This is a genomic window from Terriglobia bacterium (assembly GCA_020073085.1).
Classification (GTDB): domain Bacteria; phylum Acidobacteriota; class Terriglobia; order JAIQFV01; family JAIQFV01; genus JAIQFV01.
On the sequence record JAIQFV010000001.1, the window covers coordinates 356,049 to 370,314 of the forward strand.

Consider the following 14,266-nt stretch of genomic DNA (forward strand, 5'->3'; position numbering starts at 1 on the left):
CCCCGCGGCACTTCTCTCCCCCCAATCACGCCCTGCTGCCTCCGAAGTGCTGTTGAAAGGAATGATCCGGCCGCTGAGTCGACCCAAGACAGATGGAATTCTGGTAGCTCAGATGTCTCATCGCGGTCCCCTGGGACCGGTCGGGATTTCGAATCGGCGCTCATCATTGGACCCCGAGTTCGAAACGTTGACTCATGCTCGCACCACCACTCCGAGCCGTGCTTCTTCTACCGGCACCCTTTTTGCTCAGGCCATCCCCAAGGAGGCCGAGGCCCAATACAAGAAGGCGACAGAACTCCTCAAGAAAGAAAAAAACGTCGAGGCCATCCAGGTTCTCCATCAGGCCCTTGATCTCTATCCTGATTATTTTCTCGCCCTTCAAGCCCTGGGAGTCGTCTACGTCAGGGAAGGTCAATTTGAGGCGGCGCTGAAAACCTTGTCGCACGCCATCCAGGTCAACCCAAAATCGGACGTCTCCTTTCTATCCATAGGGATCGCACAGCTGAATCTCAACCGAATGGAAGAAAGCATTCAGTCTCTTCGACAATCCACGGCACTCAATCCCCGATCTTCCAACGGCTACCTCATTCTCGGTTATGCCCTCATCAAGAGCGGTCATGCCCATGAGGCGGAGGATCCCCTCCAACTTGCATTTCGTTTCGGAGGGGGCCGGGTGATCGAGTCGCAACTGTATCTCGCTAACGCCTACGAAAAGACTGGACGGTTTCACGACGCGGCCAACGCTCTCCAGCTCTATCTCAAACATGCCCCCAAGGGGACTGACAAGGTGAAGATCGAAACCATGATTGAAAGGTTGCAAAAGAAATCAGCGGAATCCGACAAGTGATATCTCCAGAGATCCAGTGTTGGGATCCAGGGGCTGCTCCCCTTCCCGTTCCCCCGGGGGGCGGCCCGATTCATATTCTCTCCCTTCTGAAATGGACGTCCGTCCCTGTGACTTTAGTCATCGTTTCCATCATTGAAAACTTATAAGATCTTCCGGACAGTCAGAGATCCTCCTAGCCAATGGAGAAAGACCCGGCGACCTTGTTTGACCTCACGGGTAAACCCTGATCTCGAGGCAGCCCTGACTGACCAGCTTGACCGGCGGTAGAAGGACGACGGCAAGAATCAAACTCAGATCGGAGACTCCATGACCACCCAAATCAAGGCCCATGCCACCGAGGAGCTGCGGCACGAGCACCAGTCCGTGCTCCAGTTGTTGAATGAGATGAACCGCGTACTGGATTCGGCAGACCTCTCTGTGACAGTTTCCTGGAAGCCGTTTTTCGAGGATGCATTAAAGTACTTCAAGAAGGATGTCGCCACTCACTTCAAGAAGGAAGAGGACGCCCTCTTTCCCGCCTTGGAAAGGTACATTGGCCGGGAAGGCGGGCCGATTGCCGTCATGCTGAACGAGCACCAACAGCACAACGCCCTCCTCGTGAAACTCAATGAAGCGGTGGCCGCGGGCGACCTGCCCGGGCTCCGTTCAGTGTGGGAGAATTTCAATCCCCTGTTGACCATGCATATCGTCAAGGAGGATTCGGTGCTGTTCCCGATGGCGGAACACATGCTCACCGAAGAGGAATGGAGCAGAGTGGGCCGCAGGATGGAGGAGCTCAACAAAGCACATTAAGGAAACCCGATAGGCAGGAAAACAAGAAATCAAATGCGGAAATGGAAGCCAGGGGCGCAAATAGATGTGGCCCTGATCTGACTCCCGCCGATCCCCTCCGGCGTTGCCAAGCGCCTTGTCGACCTCTGACTTCCTCGGCGTGAGGGCTTAATTTGGTATCGCCAGAAGTCAAATGTGGTGCGGGGGAAGGGACTTGAACCCTCACGCCCTTTTGGGGCTTGAGATTTTAAGTCTCATGCGTCTGCCGATTCCGCCACCCCCGCGTCCGTCACTGAGGCAAGAATATACTCGCAGGGTGCGGAAAAAGGCAAATAAATGCCCCTCATCTCCCTCCGTTCTCGGCGAAGAGCGGATTGAAAGCAAGACCCTATTTCGGACGAGCCGGAACCAAACCCGGGTTTTATTAGGAAGCCAGGAACACAGGAGGATCAGTTATTGAGGGAAGGCCCGCCGGGAGGGAGCCTCAGATTCTCTTTAGATTGGGGCCTTCAACTTCCTATATTCCTGGTCTCCTAATGATGAATTCTCTTGCCCTCGTCGGGACAAATTCTGCTGATCAGTCACTTCTCGCATTCCCCATTTTTTCCCGAAACAGCGATTCCCCCTTTGAGGTTTCTTGGAGACCCCATCGTCGCCACAGGACTAGACCTGGCAGACGGTATAACCGCAAACGCGGCAGTGAAGGCAGCCGCTGGAATGCTCAATGGGACCGCCGCACTCCCCGCAGATTTCATTCGCCAATTCTGCGCGTTCCGTTTCCCCCCACCCTGAGATGACCGTTGCTTCGCGTTGTGTGATCGACTTGAGCTCGAATTGAACTGCGGGCTTCCGGAGCACCTGGTGCCGCTTGCTGGTGTCACGGAAGATGGTAATTCCCTTACAGCCCATTTCATGGGCCAGCCGGTACACTTCCGCCACATCCTCAACGCTCGCGCTCGCCCGGAGGTTCACCGTCTTGCTGACGGCGCTGTCGGTGAATTGCTGAAAAGTCGCTTGCATGCGAACGTGGTCAGAGGGGGCGATGTCATGCGCCGTTTTGAAAATCTTTTTCACGTCTTCGGGAATTGCGAAGGCGTGTCTCCCATCATTCCCCAGGTCCGCGATCGAACCCTGCTCGGCGAGGGCTTCCATCAAGCGTTCAGAGAAGAATCCACGATCCCGCGCGACGGCGGCAAAGGCCGGGTGGATCTCGACGGCGCGCTCCTCGCCCAGAATGTTCCGGAAGTAGGAGAGCGCGAAAAGGGGCTCGATCCCACTGGAGCAATCCGCAATCAGGCTTAGAGTCCCGGTCGGTGCAATGGTGGTGACCGTGGCGTTGCGGAGCCGCTCTCCTCCGGCCACGTCATAACGGGAGCCTCTGAAATTGGGAAAGACCCCGCGCTGTTCCGCCAGCTCGCACGAGGCCTCGCGGGCCTCCCGTTGCAGGGTTGACATCACGTGCTCGCCGAACTTCCGGGCATCCATCGAATCATAAGCGATCCCCATCTGGATCAAAACATCCGCAAAGCCCATCAGGCCGAGGCCGATCTTCCGATTGCCATGCGTGATTTCCGCCGTTTTCTCCAGGGGGTATTGATTGGCCTCAATCACGTCATCGAGGAAACGTACCGCCCAGCGGACCGTTTCCTGAAATTTTTCCAGGTCGAACCTGCCGTCCATCATATGCGCGGCCAAATTGATGGAGCCGAGGTTGCATGATTCGTATGGGAGCAGGGGCTGCTCTCCGCACGGATTGGTCGCCTCGATCGCCCCCTTGTGCGCGGTGGGGTTGTCGCGGTTGATCCGGTCCAGAAACACCAACCCGGGATCGCCCGTCGCCCAGGCCAGTTCGGTGACCTTCTCAAAGAGCTCGCGCGCATGCATCGACCCCTGCGGCTTGCCAGTCCGGGGATTGACCAGTTCAAACGAATCATCCTTTTTGAGCCGATCCATGAAGTCGTCTGTGACGGCAACGGAGAGGTTGAAGTTATTGAGAGATTCGTCATTTGACTTGCTGGTGACAAACTCCATGATGTCGGGGTGATCGTAACGGAGCACGGCCATATTGGCGCCGGCGCGCGCTCCCCCGAGTCGGTTGATCTCGGTAGAGTAGTTGTACAGCCGCATGAAGGAAACGGGCCCGGAAGAGATGCCCCGGGTCGAGGCCACGTCATCATTGCGCGGCCGCAACCGGGAGAAAGAAAAACCGGTACCACCCCCGCTTTTCTGAATAAGCGCCGCGTCCCGGAGAGTCGAGTAAATCGATTCCATCGAGTCCTCGATCGGCAGAACAAAACATCCCGAGAGCTGGCCGAGCGGTGTTCCGGCGTTCCTCAAGGTGGGGGAATTGGGCAAGAACTCCAGCGTGGCCATCATGTCGAAAAACTTCTGCTCAACCTCTTCTAAAGAAAGCGCCCCCTTGTAATGGGCTTCGGATTGAGACACGGCTTGAGCAACCCGGCGGAACAGCTCCTCCACGGTCTCGCAGACTTTCCCTTCGGGGTCGCGCCTGAGATAACGCTTCTCGAACACCATCTGAGCATTGGAGGTGAGATTCATACCCATAATCTACCAGAAGAAAAAGCGAACATAAAGCGAAAACTGAACCACATGCCCTTGCCTCTCATCGCACGGGAGGCTTCCGCAAACCGCCTCCGGGTCCAGCCCGCCGGAGGGCTTGAAACATAAGTATTATCCCCATTCATCTTGCGCTTAGCGATCAAAAAACTCCAGGATGGCCGGGGTGATGTCGGCCAGGGACCGTACCCTTCTGGCAAAAAACTGAGCGTCGCGCCCGAAGGCCAACAACGGGACGGGATTTCGGGTGTGCGACTTCGTCGCGGGATCCTCCAGGTTTCCATGATCGCTGGTCACCAGCAAAGTGTGGGATTGAAAATCAAATCGAGCACACACCCCCGTCAATAAGCGATCGAGTTTGTACACTTCGATCAACGCGCGATCGAAACTCTTTCGGTGCCCCACCAGATCGCTCAGAAAATATTCGTAAAAGGTAAAGTCGTGGCGGAGGGAGATCTTGACAAGGATTTCACCCGCCTGCTCTGGAGTCCGCACCTCCAGGGAAAACCCCCGCGCATTCAAATAGGAATTCGTGAATTCCTGGTACAACGCCCCCCCCGAGGCCACCGCGGCGATGTCATTCAAGGGGATCCCGGCGGCGGTCACCGACGCTGTGGAAACGGAAACGTAATGTCTCGCCAGCGGCGATGTGAAAAACTCCGGTTGATACGCATTGGCGAAGGTGGCATCCAACCCTTTTTTCTTGAGCTTCACAAAAACTGATTCCCGCGAGAGCAATTCCCGCAGTTCGCGGTTGGGGAAGCCGTTCAGATGTCGGCCAAGCAACCGGGCGGCATTCACGCCGGAGAGGATAGAGGCCTGACCAGTCGCGCTCTGCGGGAGCCCGCCTACCCCCAGGGTGGCGTCAATCGCCTTCCCGTATCCCGCAAACTCCCGAAAAATCGTGCGGCGTCGAAATGAAAAGAACCTTGAAGGGAGGAACTGAAAAGGGTTCAGGCGCCTGGCTCTTTGCGCCAAACCCACTCCGTCGAAGAAGACAAATAATATTTTTCTCTGTGGTGGCTTTAAACGGGGCACGGGTCACACATCAAAAGAAAAGCGGCGACCCAACCGTCTCTGGATCGCCGCCCGGATCTTCAGAAAACTATCTAATGAACAGGGGAGCCAGAACCAGCGTGATGGTGGAAAGCAGCTTGATCAGCACGTGGAGGGACGGCCCGGCCGTGTCTTTAAAGGGATCGCCGACCGTATCTCCGACGACAGCCGCCTTGTGAGGGTCGGATTTCTTCCCCACCACCTTGCCGTCCACCGTAAACAGGCCCGATTCAATAAACTTCTTGGCATTGTCCCACGCGCCGCCGCTGTTGTTCAGGAACAGGGCCATCAGGATTCCAGCAATTGTGCCCACCATGAGCAGGGCTGCAACGGACTCGGCCGCAATCGTTTTGTCCTGGGCCGTGATAAACATGCGGAATAGTACTCCGACGGCAACAGGCATCCCGACCGCCACCAGTCCGGGAGCGATCATCTGCTTGAGGGCCCCGCGCGTCACGATGTCAACACAACGGGCATAATCGGGTTTCTCCGTCCCCTCCATGATCCCGGGCTTCTCTTTAAACTGGGTCCGGACCTCCGCGATGACGGATTGTGCTGCCCGCCCCACTGCTTTTATCGCGAGGGCGGAGAAGAAGAACACCAACATGGCTCCCAGCAGGCCTCCGACAAAAACCGCGGGCTTGGCAATGTCGACCCGGTGAAAAAGTGTTTCTCCTTCAGAGCCCAGGTAAAGGCGCACTTCGTCCATGTAAGCGGAAAACAGCAGGAAGGCTGCCAGCGCCGCCGATCCAATGGCATAACCCTTTGTGAGGGCCTTGGTCGTATTGCCGACAGCGTCCAGACGATCTGTCTTCTTGCGAATCTCTTCGGGTTGCTTGGACATTTCCACGATTCCGCCGGCGTTATCGGTGATCGGCCCGAAAGTGTCCATCGCCAAAATGTATGCCGCGGAGCCCAGCATCCCCATGGTGGCGACGGCGGTTCCAAACAGCCCTCCGTTCGGGACGGCCCATTCCCCCAAATGATAGGAGGCGAGGATGGCAATCGATATCGTAATCACGGGCAAAAGGACGCACTCCATCCCTACCGAGATTCCGGAAATAATATTGGTGGCTGGCCCGGTGATGGAGGCATTGGCAATCTCCTGAACGGGCCGATACCGGTATTCGGTGTAATACTGGGTGATCCAAACAAAAGCCCACGAGGTCAGCACCCCAATCACCCCGCAGATGAAAAACTTCCACCAGGCATCGGGATCATTCGAGCTGGAGAGCAACCACTTCGTGGCCCCAAAAAACGCGACGATCACCAGCGTGGCTGTGACCGCATAACCCCGGTTCAACGCGGACATCGGATCCTGGCCCTGTTCCTTGGTTTTGACGATCAAGATTCCGATGATGGAGGCAATCAAGCCGAAAGCGCGGGCAACCAGGGGGAACATCATTACCCCGACGATGCCATACGCGAAAGGCATATTCATCCTTTGCGCCGACGCCGCCAGGGTCGCACCCAGGATCATTGCCCCAATGTTTTCGGCTGCCGTGGACTCAAACAGGTCAGCCCCTCGACCGGCGCAGTCGCCCACATTGTCTCCGACCAGGTCGGCAATTACCGCCGGGTTGCGGGGATCATCTTCCGGGATCCCTGCTTCCACCTTCCCCACCAGGTCCGCACCGACATCGGCGGCCTTGGTGTAAATGCCTCCGCCCAGCTGTGCGAATAAGGCAACAAAAGAGGCGCCAAAACCATATCCCACGATCAGCAAAGGAATCTTTTCCTTGGCAACCTCGGGCGCAAAGGTGCTGACCAGCCAGTACAAGCCTCCCACGCCGAACAGCGACATGGCCACGACAAACAGGCCGGACACCGCGCCTCCCCGCAACGCGATCTGGAGGGCCTTGTTCAGCGAAGACCGTGCGGCCGACGCCGAGCGGACATTGGAGCGAATCGAAACCCACATCCCGACATACCCCGCAAAGACGGAGCAGGCCGCCCCGAGCAGAAAGGAGAGCGTGATCCAGAACGCGAGTCCCGTCGACGTCGCCACAGGATCGAAACTGTGATGTGATCGGATAAACGCGTATAGAACAAAGATGACCACAGCCAACACGACTGCCAGCAGCACAATCGTGCCGTTTTGACGACGCAAGAATGCCTCCGCACCTTCCTTGATGGCATTGGAAATGACTTGCATTTCCTTCGGCCCTTGATCCTGGCTCAAGACCCAACGGGCCAGCAGGACAGCCACCAACAAAGACAAGAGACTAATCCCAATAACGATCGGCAGAAAGACCATACGTGATCCTCCAGATTGTCTTACATCGAGGGGTTAGGGGCGCACGAGAATCCCCGCACGCTGGGATCATTTGAATCGCGAGTGCAAATTTGAGTCCTGAAATGAAGCGAAGATAATGCGAAGTGCTCTCAGACCAATGAAGCGACCTGAGTATATATCACAACTATTTTATTTGCGCAATTCGCGCCCCCCTTTCTGCTGCTGTGGACAGGCCCGGCTTCCTTGCTATTTCAATTTCCCGGTGATATGATGGCAGAGAATCGATAATTGTGAGTACTATAGCGCCACCGTGTTTTCAATCTAATGGATTATTGACGCTGGAGGTTTCTTATGGGAGAGAATAACGACACAGGCAGCAAGGTTCTTTTCTTTGTGGTAGGAGCGGGAATTGGCGCCGTCATTGCGCTTCTCTTCGCTCCCCGGTCAGGCAAAGAGACGCGCGAACTCCTCGCCCAGAAGGCCGTTGAGGGGAGAGAGTACTTGACCTCGACTGCCAGAAACGTTCAGGATAAGACCCAAGAGGTTCTCGACCAGACCAAGGAGACGCTGACCCAGAAAAAATCACAGATTTCAGCGGCCCTCGAAGCCGGCAAACAAGCCTATCGCGACGAAAAATCCAAAGCGAATTAATGATCGCCATGATTTTAGTGGATTTTATAACCTTGTTTGGAGTGGATCGGTTTCGAACTCGGGACGCAATAATCTTGACACCCGCGCGAGTCTTTTGCGGGCGTAGTTGTGGGGATTCACAGCGTATCTATCACCCGGATGGAGCCTAGCGCTCGATCTTTTCCTGGAGGCTTGCTGTGTCGAATGACATTGGTCTCGTGCTGGTGATCGTTGTTTCGGTGGCGATCCTTGTCCAGGTGGGCATCCTCTACGGCATCTTTCAAGCGATGAGTCGCCTCAACCAACAGGTGACGACCGCGCGGGAGGCTTTTGACCGCTCCAAGGATCCGTTGATGGGCGATATCAAGGTCCTGCTCAACCAATCGATCGAACTGGTCAGCAATTTGAACCGGATTTCGGGGGATTTCTCGAAGATCTCCTCCGCCGCACGGGATCAGGTGGAGAAGGTGGATTTCCTGGTCTCTGAAACGACGGATTTGGCGCGGAATCAAGTGCGCCGGCTGGATGTCATCGTCACCGACGCCATCGACCATATCGAGCGCACCACCAAGGTGGTTCAAACCAATATCCTCGGCCCGGTTCGAGAAGTTTCAGCCGTGATCAAGGGGATAAAAATGGGATTGGAATTCCTGGCGTCCAAGCGCCAGCCGGCTCAGGTGGACAAGGCGACGCAGGACGAAGCCATGTTCATCTGATCTGAGGAGAGCCCGCCCAGGAATGGGATTGTTGTCTGGAAATTGAAGATTTGGAAACGGGCCGGGGATTCACCCGGCCCGTTTTCTTGTAGAGGTTCGAGACATTCTGCGTCGCGGGCTAATTCAGCGCCTTTCCGATCCATCCTCCACCCACCACCAGATCGCCCTCGTAGAAAACGCAAGCCTGTCCCGGCGTAATAGCGCGCTGCGGCTCGTTGAAGGTCATCACAACACTTCCGTCGCCGGAGTTTGAGACCACCCCTTCAGCCGGCTCATGGCGGTTGCGAATCTTCGCGGAGACCGAACGCGGCCCCTTCAACACGTCCAGGGAAATCCAGTTCACATCGCACACCCGTGCCCGGCGATGCATCAGTTCTGCATCGTCTCCGACCACGACGCGGCGGGTCACGGGATCGATGGAAATGACGTACAAAGGACGTCCCAGGGCTACCCCCAGGCCCTTGCGCTGACCCACGGTGAAATGATGAACACCCCGGTGGCGGCCCAACACGGTGCCATCGCGGAGCGTGATCTCTCCCGCCAACCCGTTATCGTCCCGCGGGACCGAACCCGAGTCTGCGTCATTCCCGGCCGTGATCTCGGCTCGATAAGCCTCGATGAAATCAGAGTACGCCCCGCCGGGCACGAAACAGATTTCCTGGCTTTCGGGCTTTTCGTGGGTCGGCAGATTCCGGGAGGCGGCAATTTCCCGGACGACTGGTTTCGTCAGGTGGCCGAGGGGAAACTCGGTCTGAGAGAGTTGCTCCTGGGTCATTCCAAAAAGGAAGTAGGACTGGTCCTTGCTGGTATCGACCCCCTTCAACAATTCATGGCGGCCACTTGCCCGGTTGTATCGAACCCTCGCGTAATGCCCCGTGGCCAACCGGTCGGCTCCAATCTGGAGGGCCCGGGTTCGGAGCAAGTCGAACTTGAACACATTGTTACATTCCACGCAGGGAATGGGTGTCCTTCCCTGGAAATACTCCCCGATGAACGGCTTCACGACCCGGGCCTCGAACTGTTCCCCGAAATTGATTACGTAGAAGGGGAACCCGAGGTACTCGGCCACGCGCCTCGCATCATGCAGGTCGTCCAGTGAACAGCAGTGTCCCGAGGACTGAATGCCCGCCCGGGCCTTCAATTCAGGGAGTCGTTCCTGATCCCAGAGCTGCATGGAGAGCCCCACGACGTCATGTCCGGCGTCCAGCAGCAACGCGGCCGCAGTCGATGAATCCACTCCGCCACTCATAGCAACGGCTATTCTCTTGGTCATAAACGCGCCATCTTAGCAGATTCGGAACCCAAATCAAACTTCCGGAGCCTCGGCGGGGGTGGCGCACACATCGCAAAGAGCACAATGTATGCGACACCAGGGAAGCACTGATCAGTCCAGTGTACCAATCCGCCCACATATTATTCCATTCCTCGAGAAGATAGACGCCCCGATTGATTGGCGTTAGACTTGATTAATGGAATTTGAATGGGATCTGAAGAAAGCGACCACGAACCTTCGAAAACAACGGAAGCTTATAAAGAAGAAATCTAGGACGCGGATGCAGAGCGACCTTCGCTCTGAATATGATTTGAAGAAGCTGCTCAAGGGCGGTGTCCGCGGGAAGTACGCAAGACTTTACGAAACTGGCGCCAACGTCGTCTTACTCGACCACGATGTCTTCAAGGCGTTTCCTAATGAGCAGGCGGTCAACGAAGCGTTGCGTTTGGTGGTTAAGTTAACAAAGATTCCAAATAGCAGATGGTCCGGCGCTGCAAAGGCACACTGATTCGGAGCGAAAAAGAGGAGAAAAGGGGGGCAGCTTTTTGCAATCGCGAGTTGATCCTTGACCTTTTGAAGAGGTCGGTCTCGTTTCGACTCGATTTCCATTTGAAGAGCTCTGACACGCCCTTTTCCTTTAATACCCCCAACGCCAGTTGGGAGATCGTTCAAGCCCATCCTCCAAAACAAAATCACCGTGCCTTCTGAAGCAGCGTCGTCACTCCATTGCCGGGGATCAGTGGCTTTTTCTAAGTCCAGCATAGGCAAGCAAGGAGAGTTCTCAGCCCCCCCCATCAGGAAAAGGTGGTCTTTGAACGATCCACCAGCTACCGCTGGTGGGATTTTCGAGTCGAACTTGGTCTGTGGGTAGGTTGAAACTGAATCATCCACCACCTGCCGGTGGGGGGACTAGACTTCTGGCATTAGGGTTGATTCGCGGCCTAATCCGAAGGGAAAGGAATAGAGTCCTGAAGACCGCCTCTGACCCGGGGTGCCGCAGGCATGTCTTCTGTACATGCCTGCGTCTGCCAGAGTCCTGAAGACCGCGGCTGGTCGTGGCCCTTGGGGGATTTGCCGGTGGCCTCGCCGGGGAGAGTAGAGGCGTCATGGATCACTCTTCGCAGACATGCACAAAACGCATGTCTGCGGCACCCGCATACCGATTCATTGGTCCGACGGAATGTCTTGACATAGCAACAATCCTGGACTTGAATTGCGGATAGTGAGGTGAAAGTACGAACAATATAGGAAAGCAGAATACCTCTCCCCGCGACATTGTCGAAGCTTCAATGATGGACGCTTTGTGTATCTCAATTGGAGGACATTCCACATGAACCAATCAAGTTTCCGCAGTGCTGGCCAAATCATCAACTTGATACATTGGCCTATATCAAAACTCCTTGGCGTTATCGTTGCTTTTGGTGCGCTACTCTTTTCACCGAAGGAATGGGTGGATTTTCTACTTGATAATCCTCGCGTGCCGACTCTTCTCAATCCTTGGTTGGGGTTGATATTTGTCTTGGCGTCCTCATTCTTCGTAACTTATTTCATGGTTCGGTTCCTTTCAAAAATCAGAAGTTGGTGCAAGAAGAAAGAAGTATTTGCAGATGTGGACGCTCAGTAGGTCAAGGAAATAACCAGGCCCAATAACTCAACAAGGTGACTCGTTGATTGTTGAGACCAGGCATCAACAACTATATCTTGCCAGCGGCGAGGCATTTCTCGATTATTCTGTAGGATCGGCTGTCCTCTTGCACTTCGCTGCCAAGGCCATTGACGATCTGCGCCGGTTTTACCACCAATACCTTTATACGCATTTCGCGCGGGGCTCGATCCTCCTGCTCCCCGAAACTCGCGACCGGTTCAGGGCAAAGGTGCCTAGGAAGCGATGAGTTCTCAGAAAATAAAGCGGCGAAAGGGGGAGGTCTCAAAATTTAACAAGCTGAGTCGTTGATTGTTGAGACCGGGCACCAACGAATCTCTGTCGACCATTCGTCTAATCGCAGAGCGACATGTCCACAAACTTTCCCCAGATAACCACAGTATCCGATGTGGTCAATGTTACTTCCGGCATGCCCCCTTCCTTCGTTGTAGCTTCTGGAGAAAACAAAGGCTTTTCAATGTTTGTAATGGTTGAAACAACGAGATATTTCGTGAACCACGCCAGAGGTAACTTTCTTGCGCTTTCGTACTGCTCATCACTTAACTCAACAACTAGAAAAAAAGGGGGAGGATCATATGGGTCTGAGAAGACTGCCCAATAGGAAGCGGAGCGATAGAATACGTCTTCCAAATAAACAGTGAAGACGCACGGGCGGCCATCCCTCCGATTTAAAGCTTTCTGCAAGTCGATCGTAAGGGAAGGCCAAGTAATGTCTTTATGCCAATCTATGACGGCATTGTATTTTTGATTGAAGTAGGAAAGTTTCTCGGCTATCTTGCGATTCTTCTCTTTGTCGGATATCTTCGTTTCCGGCTTACTACAACCAGTAATCGTAATTAGGCAAACGAGACAAAACAGCGAAATGCAAATCAGGTGCATCTTGGCGCTTTTTCTTTGCACCGGCGTTCCTCCTTAAAATATATATGGCCACCGCCCGATGTGCTTCGCCTCAATTTCATTCAAAAACGTATACCGTCCGACTCTCGAGACTTTTCTATAGAGTCCCCTTATCACCACCTCTTGCCCCTCCTTCAGTTTCTTATATCCCCTTGAATAGATTCTTATCCTGAGCTCTCTATCAGTGAGCACAAAAACAGTGTATTCATTGCCGAACCGCGAAGTGCGTTGCTGGTAGCCAACAACCTTTCCTCTGACAAAGACAATCTCGTGGTCATAACGATCGGGATTTGCAATTATATCTGGGATACTAGCCTTCTTCTCGATTACATAAACGGTGAGAAGTATTAGGGCTATCGCTATGACAGCCCCAACCATTCCAATCCACTTTTTCCGTAGCAATCGCATGCATGTTACCTCGCTCGTGGAATGGGGCAACGGTGCGCTACCCTCTCAAATGCAATCACTGAAAGTGTATGCATGAGGGAGGAACAAATGAGAATGCCTATTTTTGCCTATCCAGCATCGCTGTCAAATCCGAATCGTTGGCCATTCTCATCAAGGGGCACAATATGCGGGATGGGAAGGCCTGTTTTCTTCCGGACTTGGTCAAGCGTGTGCTCTTTTACGCGGCGGCCACAAAATAGATCGAGCAACCATTTCGTGGCATGCAACTCTCCTCGCAAATATTCCGCTTGTGGACTATCGGTCGCGCCCATGTCCTTTTCATTTAACTCCTTAACCAGCCATTCCAAATGCTGTGAAACAATCCGCACTGCAGAGACAGAATTTTCGAGCATGACCCTGATCATCCCGGCTCGGGTTCTCCTTTCGAAGTTGGCCAAGCGATCCAGCTGATCAAGCACAAGCCGACTGATCCGGAATGAAACAACTTCGCTTGATTCATCCTGATGCTTTGCCATGAAGGGAGTGTAGTTAAAAAAACTACGAGAGTCAAGTGTTTTGCTATCACACCACAGGGATTGGCAGGGTGGCGCATATTGGAGAGCGAAAGGGTCTCAAAATTCAACAAGCTGACTCGTAGATTGTTGAGACCAGGGACAATTATTGACTCATGATTAAGTAATGTCCTATACTCCGGGTTGGAGGTGTGCGATGAGACCTGCTGGAAGCCCGGAGGAATTGCAGCGGCGCCGGGAGCGAGCGGTGGCTCTGCTGCATCAGGGGTATCCACCCGTTGAGGTCGCCGAGCGGGTGGGCGTTGACCGGCGCAGCGTCCGGCGCTGGAAAGCGGCGGTCCGAGCGCGCGGCCGCCAGGCGCTGCGGGCCCGGCCGGTCCCGGGCCGACCTCACAAATTGAACGCGCAGTCGATCGAATGGCTGCAGCAAGACTTGCTGGAGGGGGCTCAGGCGGCCGGCTTTCCCACGGATCTGTGGACCTGTCCGCGCATCGCGGCCCTGATTCAATCGCGCTTCGGTGTGCATTACGAGATCTCCGGGGTGTGGCGTTTGTTGCGCGCCCTGGGATGGAGTCCCCAAAAACCGGAACGCCGCGCCGTGGAGCGCGACGCACGAGCCATCCGGCGCTGGATCAAAAAGGACTGGCCCCGCATTAAAAAAAAGCCCACCGGCTGAAGGC

The 14,266-nt window shown here is 54.9% G+C and carries 14 protein-coding genes and 1 tRNA gene; 7 read left to right on the forward strand and 8 right to left on the reverse strand.

Annotated elements, in window-relative coordinates; all coding sequences use genetic code 11:
• The first annotated feature begins 112 nt into the window (after positions 1–112).
• Together LAO21_01410 and LAO21_01415 are read left to right on the forward strand one after the other, a co-directional pair.
• The gene (locus LAO21_01410) at positions 113–847 is read left to right on the forward strand and encodes a tetratricopeptide repeat protein (GenBank protein ID MBZ5551348.1); all 735 of its coding nucleotides are present in this window, start codon (positions 113–115) and stop codon (positions 845–847) included.
• Positions 848–1,153: 306 nt separating this feature from the next.
• Positions 1,154–1,639, forward strand: a complete 486-nt coding sequence (locus LAO21_01415; protein MBZ5551349.1) for a hemerythrin domain-containing protein — start codon at positions 1,154–1,156, stop codon at positions 1,637–1,639.
• A gap of 175 nt (positions 1,640–1,814) precedes the next feature.
• Here LAO21_01415 and LAO21_01420 read toward each other — a convergent pair.
• The 4 genes from LAO21_01420 to LAO21_01435 form a co-directional block, all read right to left on the reverse strand.
• Positions 1,815–1,902 (reverse strand) — tRNA-Leu (locus tag LAO21_01420).
• A 379-nt stretch (positions 1,903–2,281) separates the two neighbouring features.
• On the reverse strand, positions 2,282–4,183 hold the full coding sequence (locus tag LAO21_01425; protein MBZ5551350.1) for an adenosylcobalamin-dependent ribonucleoside-diphosphate reductase: 1,902 nt from the start codon (positions 4,181–4,183) through the stop codon (positions 2,282–2,284).
• A gap of 147 nt (positions 4,184–4,330) precedes the next feature.
• Positions 4,331–5,173 (reverse strand): hypothetical protein, encoded by an 843-nt coding sequence (locus LAO21_01430; GenBank protein MBZ5551351.1) that lies wholly within the window; start codon positions 5,171–5,173, stop codon positions 4,331–4,333.
• Between the two features lie 127 nt (positions 5,174–5,300).
• Positions 5,301–7,508 (reverse strand): sodium-translocating pyrophosphatase, encoded by a 2,208-nt coding sequence (locus LAO21_01435; protein MBZ5551352.1) that lies wholly within the window; start codon positions 7,506–7,508, stop codon positions 5,301–5,303.
• A 330-nt stretch (positions 7,509–7,838) separates the two neighbouring features.
• Between LAO21_01435 and LAO21_01440 the strand changes: the two genes are divergently transcribed.
• Positions 7,839–8,138: a YtxH domain-containing protein gene (locus LAO21_01440; protein ID MBZ5551353.1), complete on the forward strand. Its 300-nt coding sequence runs from the start codon at positions 7,839–7,841 to the stop codon at positions 8,136–8,138.
• Between the two features lie 176 nt (positions 8,139–8,314).
• Positions 8,315–8,833: a hypothetical protein gene (locus LAO21_01445; GenBank protein ID MBZ5551354.1), complete on the forward strand. Its 519-nt coding sequence runs from the start codon at positions 8,315–8,317 to the stop codon at positions 8,831–8,833.
• Between the two features lie 118 nt (positions 8,834–8,951).
• On the opposite strand, the gene mnmA is transcribed toward LAO21_01445, so the two are convergent.
• On the reverse strand, positions 8,952–10,106 hold the full coding sequence (gene mnmA, locus LAO21_01450; protein MBZ5551355.1) for a tRNA 2-thiouridine(34) synthase MnmA: 1,155 nt from the start codon (positions 10,104–10,106) through the stop codon (positions 8,952–8,954).
• Between the two features lie 280 nt (positions 10,107–10,386).
• Here mnmA and LAO21_01455 point away from each other — a divergent pair, with 280 nt between their 5' ends.
• Together LAO21_01455 and LAO21_01460 are read left to right on the forward strand one after the other, a co-directional pair.
• A complete protein-coding gene (locus tag LAO21_01455; GenBank protein MBZ5551356.1) occupies positions 10,387–10,614 on the forward strand; it encodes a hypothetical protein in 228 nt (75 codons plus the stop codon).
• Positions 10,615–11,436: 822 nt separating this feature from the next.
• Complete coding sequence (locus tag LAO21_01460; protein MBZ5551357.1) at positions 11,437–11,730, forward strand: superinfection exclusion B family protein; 294 nt, start codon at positions 11,437–11,439, stop codon at positions 11,728–11,730.
• A 372-nt stretch (positions 11,731–12,102) separates the two neighbouring features.
• Here LAO21_01460 and LAO21_01465 read toward each other — a convergent pair whose 3' ends face one another.
• The 3 genes from LAO21_01465 to LAO21_01475 form a co-directional block, all read right to left on the reverse strand.
• Complete coding sequence (locus tag LAO21_01465) at positions 12,103–12,669, reverse strand: hypothetical protein (GenBank protein MBZ5551358.1); 567 nt, start codon at positions 12,667–12,669, stop codon at positions 12,103–12,105.
• 12 nt (positions 12,670–12,681) lie between these two features.
• On the reverse strand, positions 12,682–13,074 hold the full coding sequence (locus LAO21_01470; protein ID MBZ5551359.1) for a hypothetical protein: 393 nt from the start codon (positions 13,072–13,074) through the stop codon (positions 12,682–12,684).
• A gap of 107 nt (positions 13,075–13,181) precedes the next feature.
• Positions 13,182–13,589: a hypothetical protein gene (locus LAO21_01475; protein ID MBZ5551360.1), complete on the reverse strand. Its 408-nt coding sequence runs from the start codon at positions 13,587–13,589 to the stop codon at positions 13,182–13,184.
• Positions 13,590–13,782: 193 nt separating this feature from the next.
• On the opposite strand from LAO21_01475, the gene LAO21_01480 reads away from it, so the two are divergent.
• On the forward strand, positions 13,783–14,262 hold the full coding sequence (locus tag LAO21_01480) for an IS630 family transposase (protein ID MBZ5551361.1): 480 nt from the start codon (positions 13,783–13,785) through the stop codon (positions 14,260–14,262).
• The last annotated feature ends 4 nt before the right edge of the window (positions 14,263–14,266 follow it).

Coding starts and splice junctions, on each gene's coding strand:
- LAO21_01455 (MBZ5551356.1), top strand. CDS start 10,387: ATGCAGAGCGACCTTCGCTCTGAATATGATTTGAAGAAGCTGCTCAAG.
- LAO21_01425 (MBZ5551350.1), bottom strand. CDS start 4,183: ATGGGTATGAATCTCACCTCCAATGCTCAGATGGTGTTCGAGAAGCGT.
- mnmA (MBZ5551355.1), bottom strand. CDS start 10,106: ATGACCAAGAGAATAGCCGTTGCTATGAGTGGCGGAGTGGATTCATCG.
- LAO21_01415 (MBZ5551349.1), top strand. CDS start 1,154: ATGACCACCCAAATCAAGGCCCATGCCACCGAGGAGCTGCGGCACGAG.
- LAO21_01410 (MBZ5551348.1), top strand. CDS start 113: ATGTCTCATCGCGGTCCCCTGGGACCGGTCGGGATTTCGAATCGGCGC.
- LAO21_01460 (MBZ5551357.1), top strand. CDS start 11,437: ATGAACCAATCAAGTTTCCGCAGTGCTGGCCAAATCATCAACTTGATA.
- LAO21_01480 (MBZ5551361.1), top strand. CDS start 13,783: ATGAGACCTGCTGGAAGCCCGGAGGAATTGCAGCGGCGCCGGGAGCGA.
- LAO21_01470 (MBZ5551359.1), bottom strand. CDS start 13,074: ATGCGATTGCTACGGAAAAAGTGGATTGGAATGGTTGGGGCTGTCATA.
- LAO21_01440 (MBZ5551353.1), top strand. CDS start 7,839: ATGGGAGAGAATAACGACACAGGCAGCAAGGTTCTTTTCTTTGTGGTA.
- LAO21_01475 (MBZ5551360.1), bottom strand. CDS start 13,589: ATGGCAAAGCATCAGGATGAATCAAGCGAAGTTGTTTCATTCCGGATC.
- LAO21_01435 (MBZ5551352.1), bottom strand. CDS start 7,508: ATGGTCTTTCTGCCGATCGTTATTGGGATTAGTCTCTTGTCTTTGTTG.